The organism is Stenotrophomonas sp. PS02298 (genome assembly GCF_029959445.1).
In the GTDB taxonomy this organism is placed as follows: domain Bacteria; phylum Pseudomonadota; class Gammaproteobacteria; order Xanthomonadales; family Xanthomonadaceae; genus Stenotrophomonas.
The window spans coordinates 19184-40463 of sequence record NZ_JASCOR010000003.1 but is presented as its reverse complement, the minus strand read 5'-3'; the positions used below and the strand labels follow the sequence as shown (position 1 = coordinate 40463).

Annotated in this window: 23 protein-coding genes and 4 pseudogenes; 12 read left to right on the top strand and 15 right to left on the bottom strand. The window is 62.7% G+C overall.

All coding sequences use genetic code 11. From position 1 onward, the window contains the following. Positions 1 to 17: 17 nt before the first annotated feature. Genes merA through QMX78_RS01060 form a run of 4 tightly spaced genes read right to left on the bottom strand, consistent with a single transcriptional unit; the run spans position 18 to position 2861 of the window. Positions 18 to 1712 carry a mercury(II) reductase gene (gene merA, locus QMX78_RS01075; RefSeq protein ID WP_000105636.1) on the bottom strand — a complete coding sequence of 565 codons (1695 nt, stop codon included), beginning with the start codon at positions 1710 to 1712 and terminating at the stop codon, positions 18 to 20. A 51-nt stretch (positions 1713 to 1763) separates the two neighbouring features. After that, positions 1764 to 2186 (bottom strand): organomercurial transporter MerC, encoded by a 423-nt coding sequence (gene merC, locus QMX78_RS01070; RefSeq protein ID WP_001340589.1) that lies wholly within the window; start codon positions 2184 to 2186, stop codon positions 1764 to 1766. Between the two features lie 35 nt (positions 2187 to 2221). After that, positions 2222 to 2497 carry a mercury resistance system periplasmic binding protein MerP gene (merP, locus tag QMX78_RS01065; RefSeq protein ID WP_000732292.1) on the bottom strand — a complete coding sequence of 92 codons (276 nt, stop codon included), beginning with the start codon at positions 2495 to 2497 and terminating at the stop codon, positions 2222 to 2224. A 13-nt stretch (positions 2498 to 2510) separates the two neighbouring features. Further along, the gene (locus QMX78_RS01060) at positions 2511 to 2861 is read right to left on the bottom strand and encodes a mercuric transport protein MerT (RefSeq protein WP_001294663.1); all 351 of its coding nucleotides are present in this window, start codon (positions 2859 to 2861) and stop codon (positions 2511 to 2513) included. A gap of 71 nt (positions 2862 to 2932) precedes the next feature. On the opposite strand from QMX78_RS01060, the gene merR reads away from it, so the two are divergent. The 3 genes and pseudogenes from merR to QMX78_RS01045 form a co-directional block, all read left to right on the top strand. Then, positions 2933 to 3367: an Hg(II)-responsive transcriptional regulator gene (gene merR, locus QMX78_RS01055; protein ID WP_005303925.1), complete on the top strand. Its 435-nt coding sequence runs from the start codon at positions 2933 to 2935 to the stop codon at positions 3365 to 3367. A gap of 33 nt (positions 3368 to 3400) precedes the next feature. Continuing rightward, positions 3401 to 3715 (top strand): annotated as a pseudogene (locus QMX78_RS01050) (hypothetical protein); the annotation flags it as partial. A 290-nt stretch (positions 3716 to 4005) separates the two neighbouring features. After that, a pseudogene (locus tag QMX78_RS01045) lies at positions 4006 to 5850 on the top strand (Tn3-like element IS1071 family transposase); the annotation flags it as partial. A 153-nt stretch (positions 5851 to 6003) separates the two neighbouring features. Here QMX78_RS01045 and QMX78_RS01040 read toward each other — a convergent pair. The 11 genes and pseudogenes from QMX78_RS01040 to arsH form a co-directional block, all read right to left on the bottom strand. Further along, positions 6004 to 6384: a hypothetical protein gene (locus QMX78_RS01040; protein ID WP_282265740.1), complete on the bottom strand. Its 381-nt coding sequence runs from the start codon at positions 6382 to 6384 to the stop codon at positions 6004 to 6006. Positions 6385 to 6469: 85 nt separating this feature from the next. Then, entirely contained in the window at positions 6470 to 6967 is a 498-nt protein-coding gene (locus QMX78_RS01035; protein ID WP_011655360.1) for an SAM-dependent methyltransferase, read from the bottom strand. Between the two features lie 154 nt (positions 6968 to 7121). Beyond that, on the bottom strand, positions 7122 to 7553 hold the full coding sequence (locus QMX78_RS01030; protein WP_001665065.1) for an OmpA family protein: 432 nt from the start codon (positions 7551 to 7553) through the stop codon (positions 7122 to 7124). 15 nt (positions 7554 to 7568) lie between these two features. Continuing rightward, positions 7569 to 8267, bottom strand: a complete 699-nt coding sequence (locus tag QMX78_RS01025; RefSeq protein WP_011114053.1) for a TraX family protein — start codon at positions 8265 to 8267, stop codon at positions 7569 to 7571. After that, on the bottom strand, positions 8267 to 8533 hold the full coding sequence (locus QMX78_RS01020; RefSeq protein ID WP_010890140.1) for a hypothetical protein: 267 nt from the start codon (positions 8531 to 8533) through the stop codon (positions 8267 to 8269). Before QMX78_RS01020 ends, QMX78_RS01025 begins: the two co-directional genes overlap by 1 nt. 28 nt (positions 8534 to 8561) lie before the next feature. Beyond that, positions 8562 to 9197, bottom strand: a complete 636-nt coding sequence (locus QMX78_RS01015) for a transglycosylase SLT domain-containing protein (protein ID WP_011114052.1) — start codon at positions 9195 to 9197, stop codon at positions 8562 to 8564. A 13-nt stretch (positions 9198 to 9210) separates the two neighbouring features. Continuing rightward, positions 9211 to 9798, bottom strand: coding sequence for a TrbM/KikA/MpfK family conjugal transfer protein (locus tag QMX78_RS01010; RefSeq protein WP_010890138.1), 588 nt, complete (start codon positions 9796 to 9798; stop codon positions 9211 to 9213). Between the two features lie 17 nt (positions 9799 to 9815). Then, a pseudogene (locus QMX78_RS01005) lies at positions 9816 to 10499 on the bottom strand (P-type conjugative transfer protein TrbL); the annotation flags it as partial. A gap of 154 nt (positions 10500 to 10653) precedes the next feature. Beyond that, positions 10654 to 12132 (bottom strand): SulP family inorganic anion transporter, encoded by a 1479-nt coding sequence (locus tag QMX78_RS01000; RefSeq protein ID WP_062167456.1) that lies wholly within the window; start codon positions 12130 to 12132, stop codon positions 10654 to 10656. Positions 12133 to 12399: 267 nt separating this feature from the next. Further along, positions 12400 to 12819: an arsenate reductase (glutaredoxin) gene (gene arsC / locus QMX78_RS00995; RefSeq protein WP_054658164.1), complete on the bottom strand. Its 420-nt coding sequence runs from the start codon at positions 12817 to 12819 to the stop codon at positions 12400 to 12402. Beyond that, complete coding sequence (arsH, locus tag QMX78_RS00990; protein WP_057506595.1) at positions 12816 to 13556, bottom strand: arsenical resistance protein ArsH; 741 nt, start codon at positions 13554 to 13556, stop codon at positions 12816 to 12818. Before arsH ends, arsC begins: the two co-directional genes overlap by 4 nt. A 40-nt stretch (positions 13557 to 13596) precedes the next feature. Between arsH and QMX78_RS00985 the strand changes: the two genes are divergently transcribed. From QMX78_RS00985 to pstA, 9 genes and pseudogenes are all read left to right on the top strand, one after another. After that, positions 13597 to 13911, top strand: coding sequence for a metalloregulator ArsR/SmtB family transcription factor (locus QMX78_RS00985; RefSeq protein ID WP_054658162.1), 315 nt, complete (start codon positions 13597 to 13599; stop codon positions 13909 to 13911). Positions 13912 to 13937: 26 nt separating this feature from the next. After that, a pseudogene (locus QMX78_RS00980) lies at positions 13938 to 14429 on the top strand (arsenate reductase ArsC). Between the two features lie 20 nt (positions 14430 to 14449). Then, entirely contained in the window at positions 14450 to 15508 is a 1059-nt protein-coding gene (arsB, locus tag QMX78_RS00975; protein ID WP_054658160.1) for an ACR3 family arsenite efflux transporter, read from the top strand. Positions 15509 to 15511: 3 nt separating this feature from the next. Next, complete coding sequence (trxB, locus tag QMX78_RS00970; RefSeq protein ID WP_054658158.1) at positions 15512 to 16495, top strand: thioredoxin-disulfide reductase; 984 nt, start codon at positions 15512 to 15514, stop codon at positions 16493 to 16495. Between the two features lie 24 nt (positions 16496 to 16519). Beyond that, positions 16520 to 17590 (top strand): ArsO family NAD(P)H-dependent flavin-containing monooxygenase, encoded by a 1071-nt coding sequence (locus tag QMX78_RS00965; protein WP_062171532.1) that lies wholly within the window; start codon positions 16520 to 16522, stop codon positions 17588 to 17590. 188 nt (positions 17591 to 17778) lie between these two features. Continuing rightward, positions 17779 to 18213, top strand: a complete 435-nt coding sequence (locus QMX78_RS00960) for a helix-turn-helix transcriptional regulator (protein ID WP_089153137.1) — start codon at positions 17779 to 17781, stop codon at positions 18211 to 18213. A 78-nt stretch (positions 18214 to 18291) separates the two neighbouring features. Next, on the top strand, positions 18292 to 19344 hold the full coding sequence (locus QMX78_RS00955) for a PstS family phosphate ABC transporter substrate-binding protein (RefSeq protein WP_062167458.1): 1053 nt from the start codon (positions 18292 to 18294) through the stop codon (positions 19342 to 19344). Between the two features lie 50 nt (positions 19345 to 19394). Continuing rightward, positions 19395 to 20339 carry a phosphate ABC transporter permease subunit PstC gene (gene pstC / locus QMX78_RS00950; protein WP_172837734.1) on the top strand — a complete coding sequence of 315 codons (945 nt, stop codon included), beginning with the start codon at positions 19395 to 19397 and terminating at the stop codon, positions 20337 to 20339. Then, positions 20339 to 21268, top strand: a complete 930-nt coding sequence (gene pstA / locus QMX78_RS00945; RefSeq protein ID WP_082332067.1) for a phosphate ABC transporter permease PstA — start codon at positions 20339 to 20341, stop codon at positions 21266 to 21268. Before pstC ends, pstA begins: the two co-directional genes overlap by 1 nt. The last annotated feature ends 12 nt before the right edge of the window (positions 21269 to 21280 follow it).

Sequence of the window (21280 nt, the reverse complement as noted above, 5' to 3'; positions counted from 1 at the left end):
CGCACACCTCCTTGTCCTCACCCGGCGCAGCAGGAAAGCTGCTTCACATCCTTGTTGAAGGTCTGCGCCGCGAGCTTCAACCCTTCGACCATCGTCAGGTAGGGGAACAACTGGTCGGCCAGTTCCTGCACCGTCATCCGGTTGCGAATCGCCAGTGCGGCCGTCTGGATCAGTTCGCCCGCTTCCGGGGCCACTGCCTGCACGCCGATCAGTCGTCCGCTGCCTTCTTCAACCACCAGTTTGATGAAGCCGCGCGTGTCGAAGTTGGCGAGCGCGCGCGGCACGTTGTCCAGCGTTAGCGTGCGACTATCAGTTTTGATGCCGTCATGGTGCGCTTCCGCCTCGCTGTAGCCTACGGTCGCCACTTGCGGGTCGGTGAACACCACGGCCGGCATCGCGGTCAGGTTCAGGGCCGCGTCACCGCCGGTCATGTTGATCGCGGCGCGAGTGCCGGCCGCTGCCGCCACATAGACGAACTGCGGCTGGTCGGTGCAGTCGCCTGCGGCGTAGATGTGTTCCACGCTTGTACGCATGCCGGGGTCGATGACGATAGCGCCTTGCGGGGTGAGCGTGACGCCCGTCGCATCCAGTGCCAGCTTGCGTGTGTTGGGCGCGCGGCCGGTGGCGACCAGCAGCTTGTCGGCGCGCAGTTCGCCGTGCGCCGTGGTGAGCACGAATTCGCCGTCCCCTTCACCATTGATATACGCGACCTGGCTGGCCTGGGTGTGTTCCCTCACCTCGATGCCCTCCATGCGGAATGCGGCCGTGACGGCTTCGCCTATAGCTGGGTCTTCGCGGAAGAACAGCGTGCTGCGAGCCAGGATCGTCACCTTCGCTCCGAGTCGGGCGAACGCCTGCGCCAGCTCCAGCGCCACCACTGATGAGCCAATCACGGCCAGGCGCTTAGGAATCGTCTCGCTGACCAGCGCTTCAGTGGAAGTCCAGTACGGAGTGTCTTTCAGGCCGGGAATCGGCGGCACGGCCGGGCTCGCGCCGGTGGCGATCAGGCAGCGGTCGAATGCCACCACGCGCTCGCCGCCGTCGTTGAGTTGCACGATCAGGTTGCGATTGTCCTTAAAGCGGGCGGAGCCGTGCAGCACAGTGATCGCCGGATTGCCCTCCAAGATGCCTTCGTACTTGGCGTGGCGCAGTTCATCGACGCGGGCCTGCTGCTGGGCCAGCAGCGCCGTGCGCTGGATGGTCGGCGTGGTAGCGGCGATGCCGCCATCGAACGGGCTTTCCCGGCGCAGATGGGCGATATGGGCGGCGCGGATCATGATCTTGGACGGCACACAACCGACATTGACGCAGGTGCCGCCGATGGTGCCGCGCTCGATCAGCGTGACACGTGCGCCTTGCTCGACGGCCTTCAGCGCCGCTGCCATCGCGGCCCCGCCGCTGCCGATGACGGCGATATGCAATGCGCCGCTGCTACCCGTCTTGTCGTTTCTGCCCAGCAGATCGCGCATCTTGTCGAGCAATCCGCCCGGCGTCGAAACTGAGGGGGCATCGGCCAGCGTGGCCCGATAACCGAGTCCAGCTACAGCGGCCGTCAGCGCGTCGGGTGACGTGCCGACCTCAATGGCGAGCTTGGCGCTGCCCTTGGCGTAGGAGACATCCGCTGATTGCACGCCGGGCACTTTCTCCAGGGCGTCCTTGACATGCACTGCGCACGAGTCGCAAGTCATGCCGGTGATTTTGAGAGTGCTCATACCATCGTTCCTTATTCGTGTGGGCCGCCGTGTCGCACGGTCAGCCGTCTTTCACAAGCGCTTGGCGGGGAGTTCGCAGCCGTCCGGTCCGCAACGGCGATGCGCCGGCGACACGAAGTCCCAGATCGACACCCCAATCATCAAGGCCAGGCCGACGTACATCAGGTTCGCCGTCCACCAGTTGCCGAGCAGCCAGACCGTGGCCGCAAACACGATGGCCGGGCCGATCATGCCGAGCAGACTGCGCAGCCATTGCCGATGACTGAACCAACCCAGCGCGTTCGCCAGGAAGGCCAGCGCGGCAAACAGCGGCAGCAGGCGGCTGATGAACAGTCCCTCGTACTGGCTCAAGAAGCCCAGCCCGATGGCCGCGCCGAAGCTGGCGAGGGCTGGAAAGCAGGCGGCGCAGCCCATCGCGGAAACGACGCTGCCGAGCGCGCCGGTTTTATCGGCAATGCGTGTCATCAGTCCCATGAAGCGGCTCTCGCTGTTGTCGTTGGCTTGCTGGCTCACTGCTTGACGCTGGACGGATAGCCGGCGTCTGCGGTGGCCTTGGTCAGCTTCTGTACGCTGGCCTTGGTGTCGTCAAAAGTGACGACGGCCTCGCGCTTCTCGAAGCCCACATCGACCTTGCTCACGCCTTCGACCTTGGAGAGCGCTTTCTTGACTGTGATCGGGCAGGCGGCGCAAGTCATGCCGGGAACCGCTAGCGTGACGGTCTGGGTAGCGGCCCACACCGGGGCAACAGCGGCGGCGAGGGCAAGGGAGGCAAACAGTTTCTTCATGATGAACTCCTGGTTAATAGAAAAATGGAACGACATAGGGAAATCCAAGCGCGACCAGGACCAGCACGGCCACGATCCAGAAAATCAGCTTGTAGGTGGCGCGCACCTGCGGAATCGCGCAGACCTCACCTGGCTTGCATGCCTGCACGGGCCGGTAAATCCGCTTCCAGGCGAAGAACAGCGCCACTAGCGCCGCGCCGATGAACAACGGTCGATAGGGTTCCAGCACCGTCAGGTTGCCGATCCAAGCACCGGAGAAGCCCAGGGCGACCAGTACTAGCGGCCCCAGGCAGCAGGTCGATGCAAGAATGGCGGCCAGCCCGCCGGCGAAGAGCGCACCGCGCCCGTTTTGTGGTTCAGACATACGTTGGCCCTTTTGAATTTGGATTGGATAGCGTAACCTTACTTCCGTACTCATGTACGGAGTCAAGCGATATGGAAAATAATTTGGAAAACCTGACCATTGGCGTTTTTGCCAAGGCGGCCGGGGTCAACGTGGAGACAATCCGCTTCTATCAGCGCAAGGGCCTGTTGCCGGAACCGGACAAGCCTTACGGCAGCATCCGCCGCTATGGGGAGGCGGACGTGGTTCGGGTGAAATTCGTGAAATCGGCACAGCGGCTGGGGTTCAGTCTGGACGAGATTGCCGAGCTGTTGCGGCTCGACGATGGCACCCACTGCGAGGAGGCCAGCAGCCTGGCCGAACACAAGCTCAAGGACGTGCGCGAGAAGATGGCCGACTTGGCGCGCATGGAAACCGTGCTGTCTGAACTCGTGTGCGCCTGCCATGCACGAAAGGGGAATGTTTCCTGCCCGTTGATCGCGTCACTACAGGGCGAAGCAGGCCTGGCAAGGTCAGCTATGCCTTAGCGTGCTTTATTTTCCGTTTTCTGAGGTGCCCCCCACCTGCGCGCCGAGCAGCGCCTTGCCGACGCCGCCGCCGGCAAGGTCGAGCTGGCCGGCGACGAGGCGGCCAAGCTCAAGGCGTCGATGTTGAGCGGCGCGCAGATCGCGGCGCTGTCCACGATGAAGCAGCACACCGACTTCAACGACTTGGCGCACAAGAGCGAGCTGGGCATCGAGGGCGTGAAGCGGCAGATCGGCGCGGCCATCAGCCAGGTGCAGCGCGACGAGCAGCAGCACCAGGAGCAGAAGCACGTCGAGAAAAAGCAACAGCAGATCGAGCAGCGCCCACGGCGGGCCGCTCGCATCGGATAAGTCGAAAAATCCGGCTAAAGTGGCCGAGCTGCACATCAGGCCGCGCGGTTTTCCTCCCTGATCGCCGGCGCGGTTTCTTCCTCCCTGAACCGCATGCAGACTTGCCGCCTCGGACACCCCGAGGCGGTTTTTTTTCGCCTCGCTCGGGGTCTCCTCGTTTTCAGTGCAATAAGTGACGGTACGCAAAGCTAGCACTGGCGCGGGGGTGGTCTGGGTAGACCGTTGATTTCATTGACTTTCCTGTTCGCTTTGTAAACGGGTATGGTGGCCTCCCACTTTTGAGGTTCACGATGCAGGGTTGGCACACAACGTTTTTGGGGATGCGTGGGCTCCCCCGCGATATCAGCGACTTCGAGATGAAGGCATTTTTCACCTTCGATGGTGCCGAGCGCGACGCAATCAATGCACGCCGAGGTGATTCCCACAAGCTTGGTCTGGCGCTCCATATTGGTTTCCTGCGCATGAGTGGGCGTTTGCTCGGTGCCTTTCGGGTAATTCCAGTAGCCTTGTGGCGCCACCTTGGCAACGAGCTTGGCATTGCAGCACCAGAAGTCGCCTCGCTGAGAGCCATGTATGAACGCGGGCGCACGCTATTCGATCACCAACAAGTAGCCTGCACGGTCCTTGGATTCCAGTGGATGAGCGAGCACCAGCGCCGCTCACTGGTACGTGAACTGCGCGACGAAGTGGCGCGCTGCGCCGACCGCGATCAGCTACTCGTGCGGGCGCGTCAATGGCTGTACAAGAACAAGCTGGTGATCGTGCACGAGCGGGCAATTCGGACACTGATTGCGGCGGCACTTGCCCAGCTTGAAGTTGAAACAGGCACCGCCATCGCCGCCAGCGTTGATCCAGCAACACTTGATCGCTGGCGAGCCTCAGTTTCAGAGCTGCGCCCAGATGGACAAACCCAGCAGAGTTGGCTATGGGCTGCACCGGCGAAACACTCAACCCGCCAAATCAGCGAGGTACTGGAGCGCATCGACCTGCTTTACACGCTGGACGTTCATAAGCACCTGGCAGACATCCCCGATCTCATCTTGCGCCGCTACGCGCGCCGACTTGTCTCCAGGCCGCCCTCAGCCGGAGCCAAGATCAAAGAGCCAGCGCGCACCGTGGAGGTCGCATGCTTTCTTCGGTATTGCCTGTTCACCACCACAGACCAGTTGATCCTTATGGTGCAGCGCCGGATCGCCGATCTGTGGCGTCAGGCTGCCGCCGATGTCCCCGCTACCGTCAATTGGGCCGCAATGTACAAAACGCTGCTCGGCGAACTTGTTGCCTTGAGCGCGCAAGGTGCGGTGCCAGATGCTGAGTTGCGTGCCCGTCTTGAAGCCTTGATCACCGAAACCCAGAAACGCAAACCACCGAGCAGGGCCTCCCTGGTCCGCGAGGGATTGATTGATGGAATTCGCCCCGTGCGGTCGTTGCTCGTCGCCATTGCAAAGCTGCCCTGGCAGGCCACCGGCGAGCATCCTGCCATCGAGTACCTTGCCAAGCTGCAAGCTTTATATCTCAAAGGATCCAGAAAGCTGCCAGTTGAAGTGGTGGCACCAAGTCTGGGAATGATCTGGCAGGTTTCGATCTCCAGCCCAGACCGGGAACGGGCGTTTCAGGCGTTGGAGGTGGCCACCCTGTTTGCCCTGCGCCGCGCGGTGCGCAATGGCTCGGTCTGGATTGAGCACAGCCTGAGCTTTCGGGGTCGTGCGCGCTTGTTCTTCACGGACGAGCGTTGGCAGGCAGAGTCCAAGAAACACTATGCCCGTCTATCGTTACCCAGCAAGGCTGCCACTTTCTTGAAGCCTTTGCTGGCCAGAGTAACTGCCGGTGTCGATGCGGTGGCCGCTGCAGCCCGCAGTGGCGTACTGCGCGTGGATGATGAACTCCATTTGTCGCCATTGCCCGCAGAGGACGAAGACCCAGAAGTGACCAAGCTGCGCGCGGCTTTGGATCACCGCATCGGTGAGGTTCAATTGCCGGAAGTGATTCTGGCCGTTGACGCCCAGGTGCGCTTTAGCTGGATCATGCTCGGACGTGAGCCGCGCTCTACCGACGAGCTGCTGATGGTCTATGCCGGCATCATGGCCCACGGCACCAGTCTGACTGCGGTCGAATGCGCGCGCATGATTCCGCAGCAGAAGGCGGCGCGGCAGTGCTGCCTCAACTTCGGGTGTCACGTCTGTGCTCCTTGAAGAAGCGGCGCCGTCGGTCTGTGCCGGCGGCGCCGCCTTGAGAGGTCGTCCGGCGCACCCACGATCAGCGGGTGCACCTGCTGCTTAGCGCTGACTTCAGCTCAGTTCGCCGCCGAAGCGCTGCACGCCCTTGCCGGTGGCAAAGTTGTGCAGTCCGAAGCTCGGGAAGGTGCCGCGCAGGCCTTCGAACTTGCCGGTGGAATCGACCACCTTGTGCATGACGGTGAGCGAGACCTCGTCGATGCCCGGCACCTGGATGCCTGTGGCGGTGTCGACCGTCGAGATGCGGCTGCCGTCGCGGCTCATGAATTCATGAACCATCGTGAAGCTCGCGCGGCCGTCGACGAACTTGATTTCACTGGTGGCCTTGGCCCAGATCGGGCCGTCGAAGTCACCGTCGGCGGTGGCCAGGAAGGTTTCGATATGCGGCAGGTATTGCACGGCGGCGAAAGCGCCGATGCTGAGGGGCTTGGACATGATGCACTCCTAGGTTGGTGTTGGCCTGATGAATAGGCCGCGGGGACGGACGCTGCCGACGCTCGTCACGCCGGCAGCACCGGGATCACTTGCTGTTGCTCAGGCGGAAGCTGATCACCTTGGCAGCGTCCGTCTTGGAAGCGTTGACGACCTGCGTGTCGGGTGCGCTCTTGGGCTGATAGAACGTTTGACCCGTCAGATAGACGATCGGCGCTTCACCGCGCACTTTGACGCTGACCGCACCCTTGTCGTCGTATTCGTGGCGGTATAGCTTGCCGCCGCGCCGGCTGTCCATCACGTAGGGCGGATCGGCGTAGACGAACTCGGAGCCGGTGAACTGGTGGGACTCCAGCCAGGCCACGGCGTCGCCGTGGTGCAGCTCCAGGCCGGGCACGTCGAGCTGCTGCCAGACCTCGATCACCTCGGGATCAACGTCGATGCCGACGCTGCGGGCAGCGGGCCGCTTGCGCTCCAGGATGTTGCCGCCGCCCAGGTGCGTTTCGATGTACGTGTCGTGAGGCGGGATGTTGTTGATGATCGTCTGGTAGACGCCGGCACCGCCCTTGCCGCCGGGGTATCTCATGGCCTTCTTCCTGGAGTAAATCGGGACTTGGCCAGCATCGTCAGAAATGGCGATGCTGTCAAGGGAAGCCGGCCGGGCCTGCATCGTCAGAGCCGACGATGCGAAGCTGCTGGAGCGTCCTGCAGCACCGCCAGGAATGGCGATGCCGGATCGCTCAGTAGGTGGGGATGTAGACCACCTCAATGTCCACGCGCTGGTTCTCGCGCCGGCCCTCGGCCGTCGAGTTGTCTGCCACGAAATCGGCGGCCGATGCGAAGTTCACCATGATCTTGAGCGGCGAGACGCCGCGCGCCACCAAGTACGACCTGGCCGAGAGCGCACGGCGTAGTGCAAGGGCCTCATCGGCCGCGCTGGGCCGTAGTGTGCTGGTGCGCCCGCTGATGTAGATGATCGCCGCATTCCTAGCGTCGGCCAGCAGCTCCAGGGCCTCTGGCGTCGGCTGGAATGTCGCGCTGCTGTCGGGGAAGGACACCGATACGCCGGACTTGATCGGCGTGCCGAAGTTGCCGGCGTCGCCGGCGGCCAGTGCGCTTTGCGCGCTGACCAGGAACGCCAGAGAGAGGGCCAGAAGAACGGGTTTTCGCATGGGGCAGGACTCCAATCAGAAGAACAGGTAGCCGGCCTTGCTCATGGGGATGCGGATCAACCAGAGCGAGGCCAGGTGCAGCGGGTAATAGGCGTAGAAGGCCCAGCGCAGGCGCGGCACGCGCACATCCACCCGCGAGGCCAGGAAGAGCACCGGCAGGGCTGCCAAGGCCCACAGGTTGCGATTGACGAACCACAGGGCCGCGCAGGCCAGCACCGCGACCGCCGCGGCGGCCCAGCTCGGCCGGCGCGTGTACGACCACACCGCCAGGCCGAAAGCCACGGCCGGCCACCAATATTCGACCGAGCTGCCGCCGACCAGGAACACCACGCCGGCGGCCGCCAGGTGCAGCTTGCCGCCACGTTCGACCAGGTAAGCCGTGGCCGTGACGACCAGCAGCGTGAACATCACGTTGAGCGGCCACCAACCGGCGTACAGGCCGCCGAGGGCCACGAAGGGCACGGAGGCCAGCGCGCCGAACATCGCCAGGCGCGACATGGTGCGGCCGTACACGCCGCGTTCGAGCGTGCCCGGCCGGGCCAGGTTGTAGGCCAGGACGAACACGAAAAGGGGGAGCGCCACGCGGCCGGCCTCGAACAGCACCGGCAGCGTCGCGTTGAACAGGTACTTGTTGACGTGATCGCCGGTCATGAGAACCAGTGCGAGCCACTTCAACGCTTCGACGGTTCCATCAGGAATCCGCAGGGCCTTCATCAGCGCCGGCCCCCGCGAATCGCGTAGGCGCGCAGCACCAGGAAGATGATGTAGAGCGCTGGCAGTGAGAGCACGAAGGCGATGGGCTTGCCGATCCACGCCGGCAGCGCCCACAGCAGAAGGCCCAAGGCGAAGATCGGGCCGAGGCCCAGCAGAAGCAAATCGAGCTGGTTCTTGGCCTGTCCTTCCGCCCACTTGCAATAGGCTTGAAGCAACCGGCCGACGCCCAGCGTGTACCGCATCATGAAGGCGTGGAATTTGTCCATGTTTAGCCGCTAAATCGGAAGAGCCGGCCTACTCGGCCGACCCCTCGCGTGAAGTGTTGAAAGACACCGTGCGGGGCACGTAGCCGGCCACCGACACGCTGCGAGCTGCTGCGGCCGCTGGGGCGGCCTGCTGGGGTGCTGGTGCCGGCCTGGCCGCCGGCGTCGCCCGCTGGGCCACCGTCGCGGGCTGGCTGGGCGTCGAGGGCGTGGCCCCGGCCTTCGTCACGTCAAGCGTGACGAACCGAGCTTCGAGCCAATCGGCCCACTTCGACGCCTTGCGCATCAAGTCGGCCCGGTACACCGCGTTGTACTGCGGCGTGCGCGAGTGGTAGTTCGCCGCCTTCGTCCAGAGGTCGCCCTTGTCGTTGCGGATGTGCATCCGCAGCCGCCAGGCGGCCAGGTCGAACGAGTAGCAGCCGGCAGCCGCCACATCGTTCGCCGTGATGCCGTATCGGGCCAGGTCGCCCAGGTACGCGGTGTTGAACTGCATCGGGCCAACGTCATGCGTGCCATTCGAGTTGCGCACCCACTGGCCCGGCTTGCCGCCCTCTTTCTCGGCGACGGCCAACACGATGTTGACCGGCACCTCGTACTTGACGGCGGCCGAGATCGAGCAGACGACGCGCTCCTGGAGCTGCGGCGGCAGATCGGCGAAGAACGGCATGCCCTCCCCTCCCTCAGTTCAGCCAGGACTGACGGCGGCGCTCTTCGTCCTCGCGCCGGATGCGTTCGTTGTACTCGGCCAAGGCGCGGTCATAGTCGCGCGCTTCGACCCAATACCCGCCCCGCTCTGGCGTCCCGACATAGCGCGGCAGCGTGCCGCTGCTGGCGAAGTCGGTGTAGGCGTGGCCGGTGTAGGCCCCGCAGTAGTCAGGCAACTGGTTGCTGATGTACGTGCGCCCATCGTCGTAGCCGCCCGTCCACATCACCAACGTCGAGTTCAGCGACTGCGCGTCGCAACGGCCAGCGCCGCGCGAGATCGCCGACACGAGCGACTGCATTTCCGGCGTCTGGCTCGCCACCGGGCAAAGCTGGAGGAAGTTCAGGCGGGCGCGGATCGTGTCCGACAGCTTGCGCTTCGTGATGTTGAAGTACCGCGACAGCGACGGCGTGCATTCGCTCGGGCGCGTGCCCGACGACAGGCACAGGATCGCCTCGCAGGCCAGGCGCGTGTCGCCGGTCAGCACGTCTTGCGCGCTGGCCGTGCCGGCGGTCGATCCGAGGGCTGCCACGAGGGCGGCCAGGGCAAACAGTTTCTTCTTCATGGTTGGACTCTCCTTGGTTACGCAGTTGTGCCGTCGCGGCCTTGCTCGCGGTTGGCGAACGCAGCTACTTCGGACTCGGGATCGGCATCGGCGGGGCCGCCTGCCAGGCTGTTGTCGCCGAAGCTCGGCGCGGGCTGCTGGTCGGGCACGTCGATGTTCTCGGCCGTGCCGCTTCCTTGCGCCTTGATCGCGGCGGCGATCTTTCCGCCAGTGGTGTCGGCGATCCGCTCGGCTGCGGCTTCGCGCAGGCTCGCGGCTTTGGCCTTGGCAACATCGGCGGTTCCCTTCGCCAAGTTCGCGCCGGCGTCGGCGGCGATGCGGCCGGCCGTGCCGAGGGCCGATGCGGCCGATGCGAGCAAGCCGGGGCCGGTGCTGCCCGGTGCGGCCTGCTGCCCTTGCCCTGCCCCGCCGGCGGGCTTGGGTTCGTTCTTGGCGGCCTTGTCGGCACTGCTGCCGGTGCTGGCCGTCGAGCTGCTGCCCTGGCCGCCGGCGTCGGCTTTGCCGCCGCCCTTATCGCCGCCCTTCGAGCTGCCCGAGCTGCTGCCGGTCGAGGGGCTGCCGCCACCCGACGAAGAGCCACCGCCGGAGCTGCCGCTAAAGCCCGCAGCCTGAGCGAAGGGCGTGCTGCCGGTGCCGGCGTCGCCGCCGCCGCCCGCACCGCCGCCCGAGCTGCCGCCGCCCGAGAAGGCCGACATGAGGTTCGGCAGGGAATCATTACGAACAAGGCCAGATTTGCGCTAAGCCATTGATATTACGCAGGCACGTAGGTGGAGACTTAGTCGTCGCTGCTAAAAGTTGACGCCGCGCCTCACAAGGTTCTAGGTGGGTGCCTAGCGGCACCCACCTATTTGCCGGTCAATGGCCAGACGATAGCGTGGCGCCCGGCGTTCGATGCTTGCCTAAGCGATCGACCAGCGTCTCACTCGCGTCGTTGAGACCATAGACCTCGACAATCGCGCCATGCTCACGCAGCTTCATTACCACCCGGTCCAGAGCGTCCACGGCGGTCAGATCCCAGAAGTGCGCATCTTTCAGATCGATGATGACGTCCTTGGGAACATCTAGATAGTTGAAGCTGCTCACGAACTGGCCAGCGGAGGCGAAGAACACCTGTCCCTTGACCACATAGACGCTTGACTCTGCGTCTACCTGGGTCATCTCGATGGTGAGCATTTTGCCAACCTTCCGGGTGAAGAACACTGCTGACAGGACGACGCCTGTCAGGACGCCCTTGGCCAGGTCGTGTGTAGCCACGGTGACTATCACGGTGCCAATCATCACCACTGACGAGCTCTTCGGATGGATGGCCAACTCACGCAGCGAGCGCCAGCTAAAGGTGCCGATGCTGACCATGATCATCACCGCCACCAATGCTGCCATCGGAATCTGACTCACCAGGCCCGAGCCGTACACCACCAGCAAAAGCAGGACCACGCCGGCGACCAGGCAGGAAAGCCGGCCCCGGCCACCCGATGTGATATTGATCACCGACTGGCCGATCATGGCGCAGCCAGCCATGCCTCCGAAGAACCCGGTGACGGTGTTGGCTAACCCTTGGCCTGCACATTCGCGATTCTTCTGGCTCGGCGTCTCGGTCATGTCTTCCACGATCTGCGCCGTCATCAGCGACTCCAGCAGGCCTACCACCGCCAACGTCGCCGACACCGGCAGCAGAATCTGCAGCGTTTCCCAGGTCAGCGGCACGTTGGGGATCAGAAATACCGGAAGGCTGTCCGGCAGTTCGCCCATGTCGCCGACGGTGCGCACCTCAAACCCGAAGTACATGGAGGCAGCTGTCAAGACGACGATGGCCACCAAGGGCGAAGGAATCGCCTTGGTCAGCAGCGGCAATAGATAGATGATTGCCAAACCCACAGCACAGATCGCGTAGACCGGCCAAGGCATTCCGATCAGCTCGGGTAGCTGTGCAAGGAAGATCAAGATAGCCAGTGCGTTGACAAAGCCGGTGACCACCGAGCGTGATACAAAGCGCATCAGCGAGCCCAGTCGCATAGCACCGGCAATCATTTGCAGCACGCCTGCCAAGATCGTCGCCGCGAACAAGTACTGGATGCCATGATCCTTGACCAGGGTGACCATCAACAAGGCCATGGCGCCGGTCGCGGCCGAGATCATGCCAGGGCGACCACCGGCGATGGCGGTGATGACTGCGATGCAGAACGAGGCATACAAGCCCACTTTGGGGTCGACGCCGGCGATGATGGAAAACGCGATGGCCTCGGGAATCAGGGCCAGTGCAACGACGATGCCGGACAGTAAGTCGCCACGGATATTGCCGAGCCATTGCTGGCGCAGGGGATAGATTGCAGACATAGAAAATGATCTCCGCGCACGGCAGTGCGCGCCAAACGAAGGAAACAGGCACCCTTTCCAGACGTTACTGTCTGGATCGCTCTTCAATCAGGCGTCAGGGTGGAGTCATCGCTGGTGGATCATCAGGTTAGAGAATCGATATTGTAAGTCTAGAGCGAAGTGTTGGCGAGCGGAGCAGAGCATAGGAAGGTGTGCGTCTCGCTCATATTTGCTACCGCTAGCGCCAGGCACGGCATATGATCCCAAGGTGTTACGCCGAGTGAACTGTCAGACCACGCGCCTTCCCTCCTGATCGATCACCACCTCACCATCTTCCTTGGTAAACGGCCTGTCCACCGCTGGAAGGATGTCGAGTACGACTTCTGATGGCCGGCAAAGACGGATACCCGCCTCCGTTTGCACGAATGGGCGATTGATCAGTATCGGGTGCGCTAGCATGGCATCGAGCAAGGCATCGTCGCTGAGTGCGGCATCGCCCAGCCCCAGCTCGTCATGCGGCGTGCCCTTCTGCCGGATCGCATCACGCACCTTCAAGCCAGCTCCGGAAATCAGCTCGATAAGACGCACTCGGCTAGGCGGGTTGGTCAGGTAATCAATCACCTCGGGCTCAATCCCGGCGTGTCGAATCAAGGCGAGAGTGTTCCGCGAGGTGCCGCACTTCGGATTGTGGTAAATGACAGCGTTCATGCGCTTTCCTCTTGGTTCAACGCGGCTTCCAGCACGCCTGCGGCGGCTGCCAGCGCCGCCGCTTCAACAGCGCCCTTGCGCTCGCTGTAGCGATCCACCAGGTAGTCGCTGCGCCCGCGCACCAGCAGAGTGAACTTGACCAGTTCCTCCATCACGTCCACCACCCGATCGTAGTACGCCGATGGCTTCATACGCCCGTCGTCATCGAACTCCTGCCAGGCTTTGGCGACCGACGATTGGTTGGGGATCGTCACCATCCGCATCCAGCGGCCGAGCACGCGCAGCGTGTTGACCACGTTGAAGGACTGCGAGCCGCCGCAGACCTGCATCACTGCCAGCGTGCGGCCTTGGGTGGGTCGAACGCTGCCTTCTTCCAGCGGCAGCCAGTCGATCTGGTTCTTGAATACAGCGGTAAGGGTGCCGTGGCGTTCGGGGCTGACCCACACGTGGCCTTCGGACCACAGTGAGGCCTGGCGCAGCTCCTGAACCTTGGGGTGGGTAGCTGGCACCGAGTCCAGCATCGGCAGCTCATGCGGGTCGAACAAGCGGGTTTCCGCTCCGAGCTGTTCCAGTAGCCGCTGCGCCTCCAGCGCCAGCTTGCGGCTGAACGACTGCGGGCGCAGCGACCCGTACAAGATCAGGATGCGCGGGCGATGCTGCTGCTCGCCCGGATCACTGAGCTTGGCGGCCGTAGGAATGTCCAAGGCGCCCGGAACCACGTTGGGAATCTGCTGCATGGGGGTTGTCCTGCCAATTCGATTCGAATATTCTAGAATCATGGAACATAAAAACGCAACCCACGCTCTTGCTGCCCTGGGCCATGCCACCCGCCTGTCGATCTTCCGCCTGCTGGTGCAGGCCGGCAGCGGCGGCAAGCTGGCCGGCGACATCGCCCAAGCGCTCGCCTTGCCTGGCGCCACACTTTCCTTCCATCTGAAGGAACTGCTGGCTGCCGGCCTGATCAGCGCCGAGCAACGTGGCCGGACCATCTGCTACCGGGCCGAGTTTGTGGCGATGAACGAGCTGCTGGCCTACCTCACCGAAAACTGCTGTGCCGACGAACAGTCCTGCGAACGCCCCGCTGGCTGCTGACCAACCCTACCTTAGAGATCGCTCAAATGACCCGTCGCGTCTTGTTCTTGTGTACCGGTAATTCCGCTCGGAGCGTGTTGGCCGAATCGACCCTGAAAAAATGGGGCGAAGGCCGCTACGAGTCCTTCAGCGCGGGCAGCCAACCAGCCGGTCGTGTCAACCCGTTCGCGATCGCCCAGCTGCAGCGCTAGGGCTTCCCGGTGGACGGCCTGCGCAGCAAGTCGTGGGACGAGTTCGCCGAAGCTGATGCCGCCCCGATGGATCTGATCGTCACCGTCTGCGACAGCGCGGCGGCCGAGGCTTGCCCGGTGGTGTTTGGCGACTTTGTGCGGGTGCATTGGGGCCTGTTCGATCCGGCCGGTGTTGAAGGCTCGGACGAACAGAAGGCCGAAGCCTTCGATCGCGCGCATCAGATCATCAAGGCGCGCCTGAAGGCTTTCCTCGACATCCCCGACAACGCATGGGACGACCGCGACGCGCTCAAGGCCCAGCTCGAGCCGATCGCGCAGATCAACTGACCGTCTTTCCGGAAAATGCCATGACCACTGATACCTCCCGCCTGTCCTTCCTGGACCGGTACCTCACGCTCTGGATCTTCGCCGCCATGGCGCTGGGCGTCGGCCTGGGGGCGTTGTTCGAGGGCGCGCCCAGCGCGTTGAACAGCCTCTCCATAGGGTCGACCAACATCCCGATCGCAATCGGCCTGATCCTGATGATGTATCCGCCGCTGGCCAAGGTGAAGTACGAAGAACTGCCGCGGGTTTTCGCTGACAAGCGCGTGTTGATGCTCTCGCTGCTGCAGAACTGGATCATCGGCCCGTTCCTGATGTTCGGCCTGGCCGTGCTGTTCCTGCGCGACTACCCCGAATACATGACCGGCCTGATCCTGATCGGGCTGGCCCGCTGCATCGCGATGGTGCTGGTGTGGAACCAACTCGCCCGTGGCGACGCCCAGTATGTTGCTGGACTGGTGGCATTCAACTCGATCTTCCAGATCGCGCTGTTCAGCCTCTACGCGTGGTTCTTCCTGTCTTGGTTGCCGCCGGTGTTCGGTCTGCAGGGCAGCGTCATCGATGTTAGTTTCTGGACCATCGCCGAGGCTGTTCTGATCTACCTTGGCATCCCGTTCCTGGCCGGTTTCCTCACCAGTCGATGGCTGAAGGCGCGTAAGGGTGTGCGCTGGTATGAAGAGAAATTCCTGCCTGCAATCAGTCCGATAACCCTTGCCGCATTGCTGTTTACTATCGTGGCGATGTTCAGTCTGAAGGGCGGCGACGTGCTGCGAATTCCGATGGACGCAGTACGCATCGCGATTCCGCTGACGCTGTACTTCATCATCCAGTTCGTCATCAGCTTCTTCATGGGCAAGCTGATCGCCAAAGACTACCCCCGCACCACCGCGATCGCGTTCACTGCAGCAGGCAACAACTTCGAACTGGCGATCGCCGTGGCCATCGCGGCTTTCGGCCTGGCCTCGCCGGTCGCATTCGCCGCTGTCATCGGCCCACTCGTGGAAGTGCCGGTGCTGATCCTGCTGGTCCACGTCGCCTTGCGGCTGGGCAAACGCTACTTTCCTGCCGATGCACGGAGCCGCTGAGCCATGAGCACCACCCGACACATTCCATTGCTGATCCTTGGTTCCGGCCCGGCCGGCTGGACCGCCGCCGTCTACGCCGCCCGCGCCAACCTCAAGCCGGTGGTGATCACCGGCCTGCAACAGGGGGGGCAGCTGATGACCACCACGGAAGTGGACAACTGGCCGGGTGATGCCCATGGGCTGATGGGCCCGGACCTGATGACTCGCATGCAGGCGCATGCCGAGCGCTTCAAGACCGAGGTCATCTTCGACCACATCCACACTGCCGACCTGTCCCAGCGCCCGTTCAGGCTGATCGGCGACAGCGCCGAGTACACCTGCGACGCGCTGATCATCGCCACTGGCGCCACCGCCAAGTACCTGGGCATCCCGACCGAAGATCAATTCAAGGGCCGCGGCGTTTCCGCCTGCGCCACCTGCGACGGCTTCTTCTACCGTGACCAGGACGTGGTAGTGGTGGGCGGCGGCAACACCGCCGTGGAAGAAGCGCTGTACCTGTCCAACATCGCCCGCAAGGTCTACCTGATCCATCGCCGCGACACCCTGAAGGCGGAAAAGATCATGCAGGACAAGCTATTCGCCAAGGTTGAAGCCGGCAAGATCGAAACCGTCTGGCACCACCAGGTGGAGGAAGTGCTGGGCAACGAGGCCGGCGTGACCGGCGTGCGCGTGAAGTCGACCCTAGACGGCAGTACCCGCGACCTCGATGCACACGGGTTCTTCGTGGCCATCGGCCACCACCCGAACACCCAGCTGTTCGACGGCCAGTTGGCGATGAACAACGGCTACCTGGACATCCGCTCGGGCCTTGGCGGCAATGCGACCCAGACCTCGGTGGAAGGCGTGTTCGCCGCCGGCGATGTGGCCGACCAGCACTACCGCCAAGCGATCACCTCGGCCGGCTTCGGCTGCATGGCCGCGCTGGACGCCGAGCGTTACTTGGATGCACTCAATATCTCCGACCAGCAGCACAAGAACGCCGCCTGAGTGCTGCAGCGCGAGGAAGTCCAGATGGACAGCATCGATGTGGTGGTAATTGGAGGCGGTCAGGCCGGGCTGGCGGCCGGTTACTTCCTGCGTCGCAGCGGGCTGTCCTATGTGATTCTTGATGCCGAAACGTCTCCTGGCGGGGCGTGGCAGCATGCGTGGGAATCCTTGCATCTGTTCTCGCCGGCGGGCTGGAGCTCGATTCCCGGTTGGCCGATGCCTGCCACTCGGGAACCGTACCCGTCGCAGGCGGAAGTACTGGACTACCTCGCGTGCTACGAGCACAAATATGCGCTGCCGGTCATCCGTCCCGTGCAGGTGGAACGCATCAGCCGTTCGGGGAAACGGCTGCTGGTGGAAGCAGATGACGGCCGACAGTGGCACACACGCGCAGTGATTAGCGCCACAGGTACCTGGCGGCGTCCCTACACGCCCGGCTATGAAGGTTTGGACGCATTCGGCGGTGTGCAGCTGCACTCGGCCCACTACAGCCATCCCGAACCCTTCGCCGGAACGCGCGTGGCCATCATCGGTGGCGGCAACTCAGGCGCACAGATTCTGGCCGAGGTATCCAAGGTGGCCGAGACCACCTGGATCACCCAGCGGGAGCCAGCCTTTCTCGCCGACGATGTGGACGGGCGCGTTCTATTCGCACGCGCAACCGAGAAGTGGAGGGCTCAGCAGGAAGGACGCGAGCCGGATGTTCCAGAGGGTGGTTTTGGCGACATCGTCATGGTGCCGCCGGTGGTGGACGCACGGCGCCGCGGTGTACTGGTTTCCATGACGCCACCCGTCCGTTTCACCGCCACCGGCATGCAGTGGGCAGATGGCAGCGAACGCAACTTCGACGCGGTGATCTGGTGCACCGGCTTCCGGCCGGCCTTGTCGCACCTGGAAGGACTGGGTCTGGTCAACGCCCAAGGTCGGATCGACGTGGATGACACCAAGGTTCGTTCGATCGCAGAGCCATCGGTCTGGCTGCTGGGCTATGGCGACTGGAATGGTGCCGCGTCAGCCACGCTGATCGGCGTGACCCGTTATGCGCGGGAGGTAGTGAGACAAGTTACAGCCTGTTGCGCAGCTGCGTGTGGCTAGTCGGCAAAGAACATCCGCTGGGGTGCCAGTATCCCAACAAAGTCCCGCTCTGGCGGGACTTTTGCTTTGGAGGCCTCTTGAATCGTCATCTGAATAGCCACCTGTCATCAGGTTGTCATACAGAAGGGGGAGCATCTCAATCTGTCGACATATCTCGACATATCGACATATGCAACGGGAGAATCTCCATGGCCCAACCCCAACGTGTTCTGGACTTCGATTACTTCGAGCGACGCTCCTTGAGCGCGTCGATGTCCATCGACCACGCATTGGATGCCCTTTCGGCACTCAGCAATGGGGCGCGCCTGGTGATTTTCCGCACGCTGGTGAACCACGAGCCGGAAGGCCTCACGGCCGGAGTCCTGACCGACATGATGGGGATGCGCCACAACACGCTTTCCAACCACTTAGCAGTGCTTAGTCGCGGCGGGTTGATCTGCGGAACCCGCGAAGGGCGGTTCGTGCGCTACCGCGCCTGCCTGGACGGAATGCATGGGCTGTTGGGATTCCTGCTCGACGACTGCTGCGGCGGACGGTCTGAGCTGTGCCTTCAGCCGCACCCGACCGATCCTGCCTGCGACTGTGTGGCGGAGGTGCCGGCTCCGCCCAGACTTTTCAAATAGTCCTGCCCCATCCAGCTGGGGAGCTCGGTGGGCAAATACCAATAGCACCCAAGAACATCCGAACATAGGAGATTCTCAATGTATCTGCGTCTCACCCTTCTTGCGGCAGCCACGCTCTCCATCGTCGCGTGCTCGCCCTCCAATACGCCGGCCGCTTCGGAGCAGAACGGCAATTCCGCGGCGGGCAAAACAGCCGAGATCAGCGGCATGGTGAGCACGGACGGTTCGTCGACCGTGTTTCCCGTCACCGAAGCGATGGCCGAAGAGTTCCAGAAAGAAAATGCCGGCATCAACGTAACGGTCGGCATGTCAGGAACCGGTGGCGGCTTCAAGAAGTTCTGTCGCGGTGAAACCGACATCTCCAATGCGTCGCGCCCGATCAAGGGTGAGGAGAAGGAAGCCTGCAAGGCCGCTGGCGTGGAGTACATCGAGCTTCCAGTCGCGATAGACGCTTTGACAGTCGTGGTCAACCCACAGAACACCTGGGCCAATGACCTCACCGTCGACGAACTGAAGGCCATGTGGGTGCCTGAAGCACAGGGCAAGATCACCAACTGGAACCAGATTCGTCCGAGCTTCCCGGACAAGCCGCTGGTCCTCTACGGTGCAGGTACCGATTCGGGAACCTACGACTATTTCACCGCCGCCATCGTTGGCAAGGAGCACTCCAGTCGCGGCGATTACACGGCCTCCGAGGACGACAACGTGCTGGTGCAGGGAGTCTCGGGTGATGCCAATGCACTGGGGTTCTTCGGTTTGGCCTATTACGAAGAAAACGCCGACAAGCTCAAGGCAGTAGGCATCAAGACCAACGCCGCCGCCCAGGCGGTCGCGCCCAGCGTCGAAACCGCGCGCTCCGGCCAGTATCAGCCTCTGTCGCGCCCGATCTTCATCTACGTAAGCAAGAAGGCCGCCGAAACCAAGCCCGAAGTCGCGCGCTTTGTCGAGTTCTATCTGGACTCCAAGCACTCCGAAGGATTGGTGCAGGAGGTGGGCTATGTACCGCTGCCGGAGAACGCATTGGCCGCAATGCGCGAGCGCTTTGCAAAGCGGGAGATTGGCACCGGCTTCACTGGCTCGAAGATTGGCGTTTCCATCGACGAGCTGCTGAAAGAGAAGCTGGTTTACTGACAATCATGGTCGGCGCGCACAGCGATGTGCGCGCTGGCTGAGGCCGTCTGATGAAAAGTAGTGGTTCCTTCCTCGATGTGGGTCCTGTCCCGCTTCAGCCAAGCGACGCATTTCTGCGCCGCCGCCATGCCATCGACACAGGCATTCGCCTGGTACTGTTCGTCGCAGCGGCGCTATCAGTTCTGGTCACCTTCGGCATCCTCTACGTCCTACTCAGTGAGAGCTTGAAGTTCTTCACTCAGGTGTCCATCGTGGACTTCCTGACCGATACGCAGTGGACGCCCGTCTTCGAAGAGAAGCACTTCGGGATCATGACACTACTGTCGGGTACGCTGATGACCACGGCCATTGCCTTGGTTGTTGCCGTGCCTGCCGGCACGATTCTCGCGTTGTATCTCAGCGAGTTCGCCAAGCCCAGACTCCGCGAAGTGGTAAAGCCGTTCCTCGAGCTCATTGCAGGCGTACCAACGGTCGCTTTTGGGTACTTCGCTCTGCTGTTCTTGACGCCCATCTTTCAATCCTTCATCCCGGGTCTGGCACGCTTCAACCTGCTCGTGTCTGGGGTGGTCATCGGCATCATGATCTTGCCCTACATCGTATCCATGAGCGAAGACGCTATGCGCGCCGTGCCTGATTCGCTGCGTGAGGGGGCATACGCACTCGGATTCACCCGCCTTCAGACCGGATTGAAGGTGGTGACGCCAGCTGCGCTCTCGGGCGTCACCGCCGCTTACCTGCTCGGAATGTCGCGCGCGGTCGGCGAGACTATGGTAGTGGCTATCGCTGCCGGCCAGCAGGCCAGGATAGCGACCAATCCGCTCGAGGGTGCAGCAACTATCACCTCATACATCGTGCAGTTGAGCATGGGCGATCTTCCACATGAGTCGATTGCCTATCAGACCATCTTCGCCGCCGGACTGACGCTTTTCGCACTTACGTTCAGTTTCAACCTCTTCGCCTTCTGGCTCCGCAAGCGCTACCGGGAGGCCTACTGATGCGCGACCACATCGAGCCCATGGGCCTTGACGATGCTGCAATTACACGGCGCGCACGAGTTTCAGACTTGTGCTTCACCGTGCTCGGGCTGCTGGTACTGTTCCTGACCCTGACCATTCTGATGGCGCTTGTAGCCGACTTCGTAGTCGACGGCGCGGCCAGACTCACTCCAGACTTTTTCACCAACTTCCCCTCTCGCCGACCTGAGTCGGCCGGTATTCTCTCGGCTTGGATCGGTACTTGCCTTGTCATGCTGGTGACCGGGGTCCTTGCCGTGCCGGTGGGGGTCGCCGCAGGCGTCTATCTTGAGGAATACGCCCCGAAGCACTGGGTCACCGACTTTATTGAGGTCAATGTCACCAACCTTGCTGGCGTTCCTTCGATCATTTTCGGACTGCTGGCACTGGGCCTCTTCGTCCAAATGTTCGGGCTCGGCCAAACGATCCTGGTCGCGGGCATGACGCTTGCTCTGCTGATCCTGCCCATCATCATTGTCGCGACCCGCGAGTCACTGCGCGCCATTCCTCAAGACATCCGCGAGGCTGCTTTCGGGCTGGGGGCAGATCAGTGGCAGACCGTCAGCATCTTTCTACTTCCCGCCGCGCGTCCGGGAATCCTGACTGGCGCCATCGTGGGCATGTCGCGGGCCATTGGCGAAACCGCGCCGATCATCACCATCGGCGCACTGACCTTCATTGCCTTCCTGCCGCCATCACCAATCCAGGCATCTGCTCCCTTCATCAGTTTTGAATGGCTCAGCTCCCCCTTCACCGTGATGCCCATCCAGATGTTCAACTGGGTGTCGCGACCGCAGGCTGGCTTTCACGTGAATGCAGCTGCCGCCGGGCTGGTGCTGCTGGGTATGACCCTGCTGATGAACGGCTTTGCAATCTGGCTGCGTTACCGCCTTCGCCGCCGCCTGCGGTGATCCACGGAGACA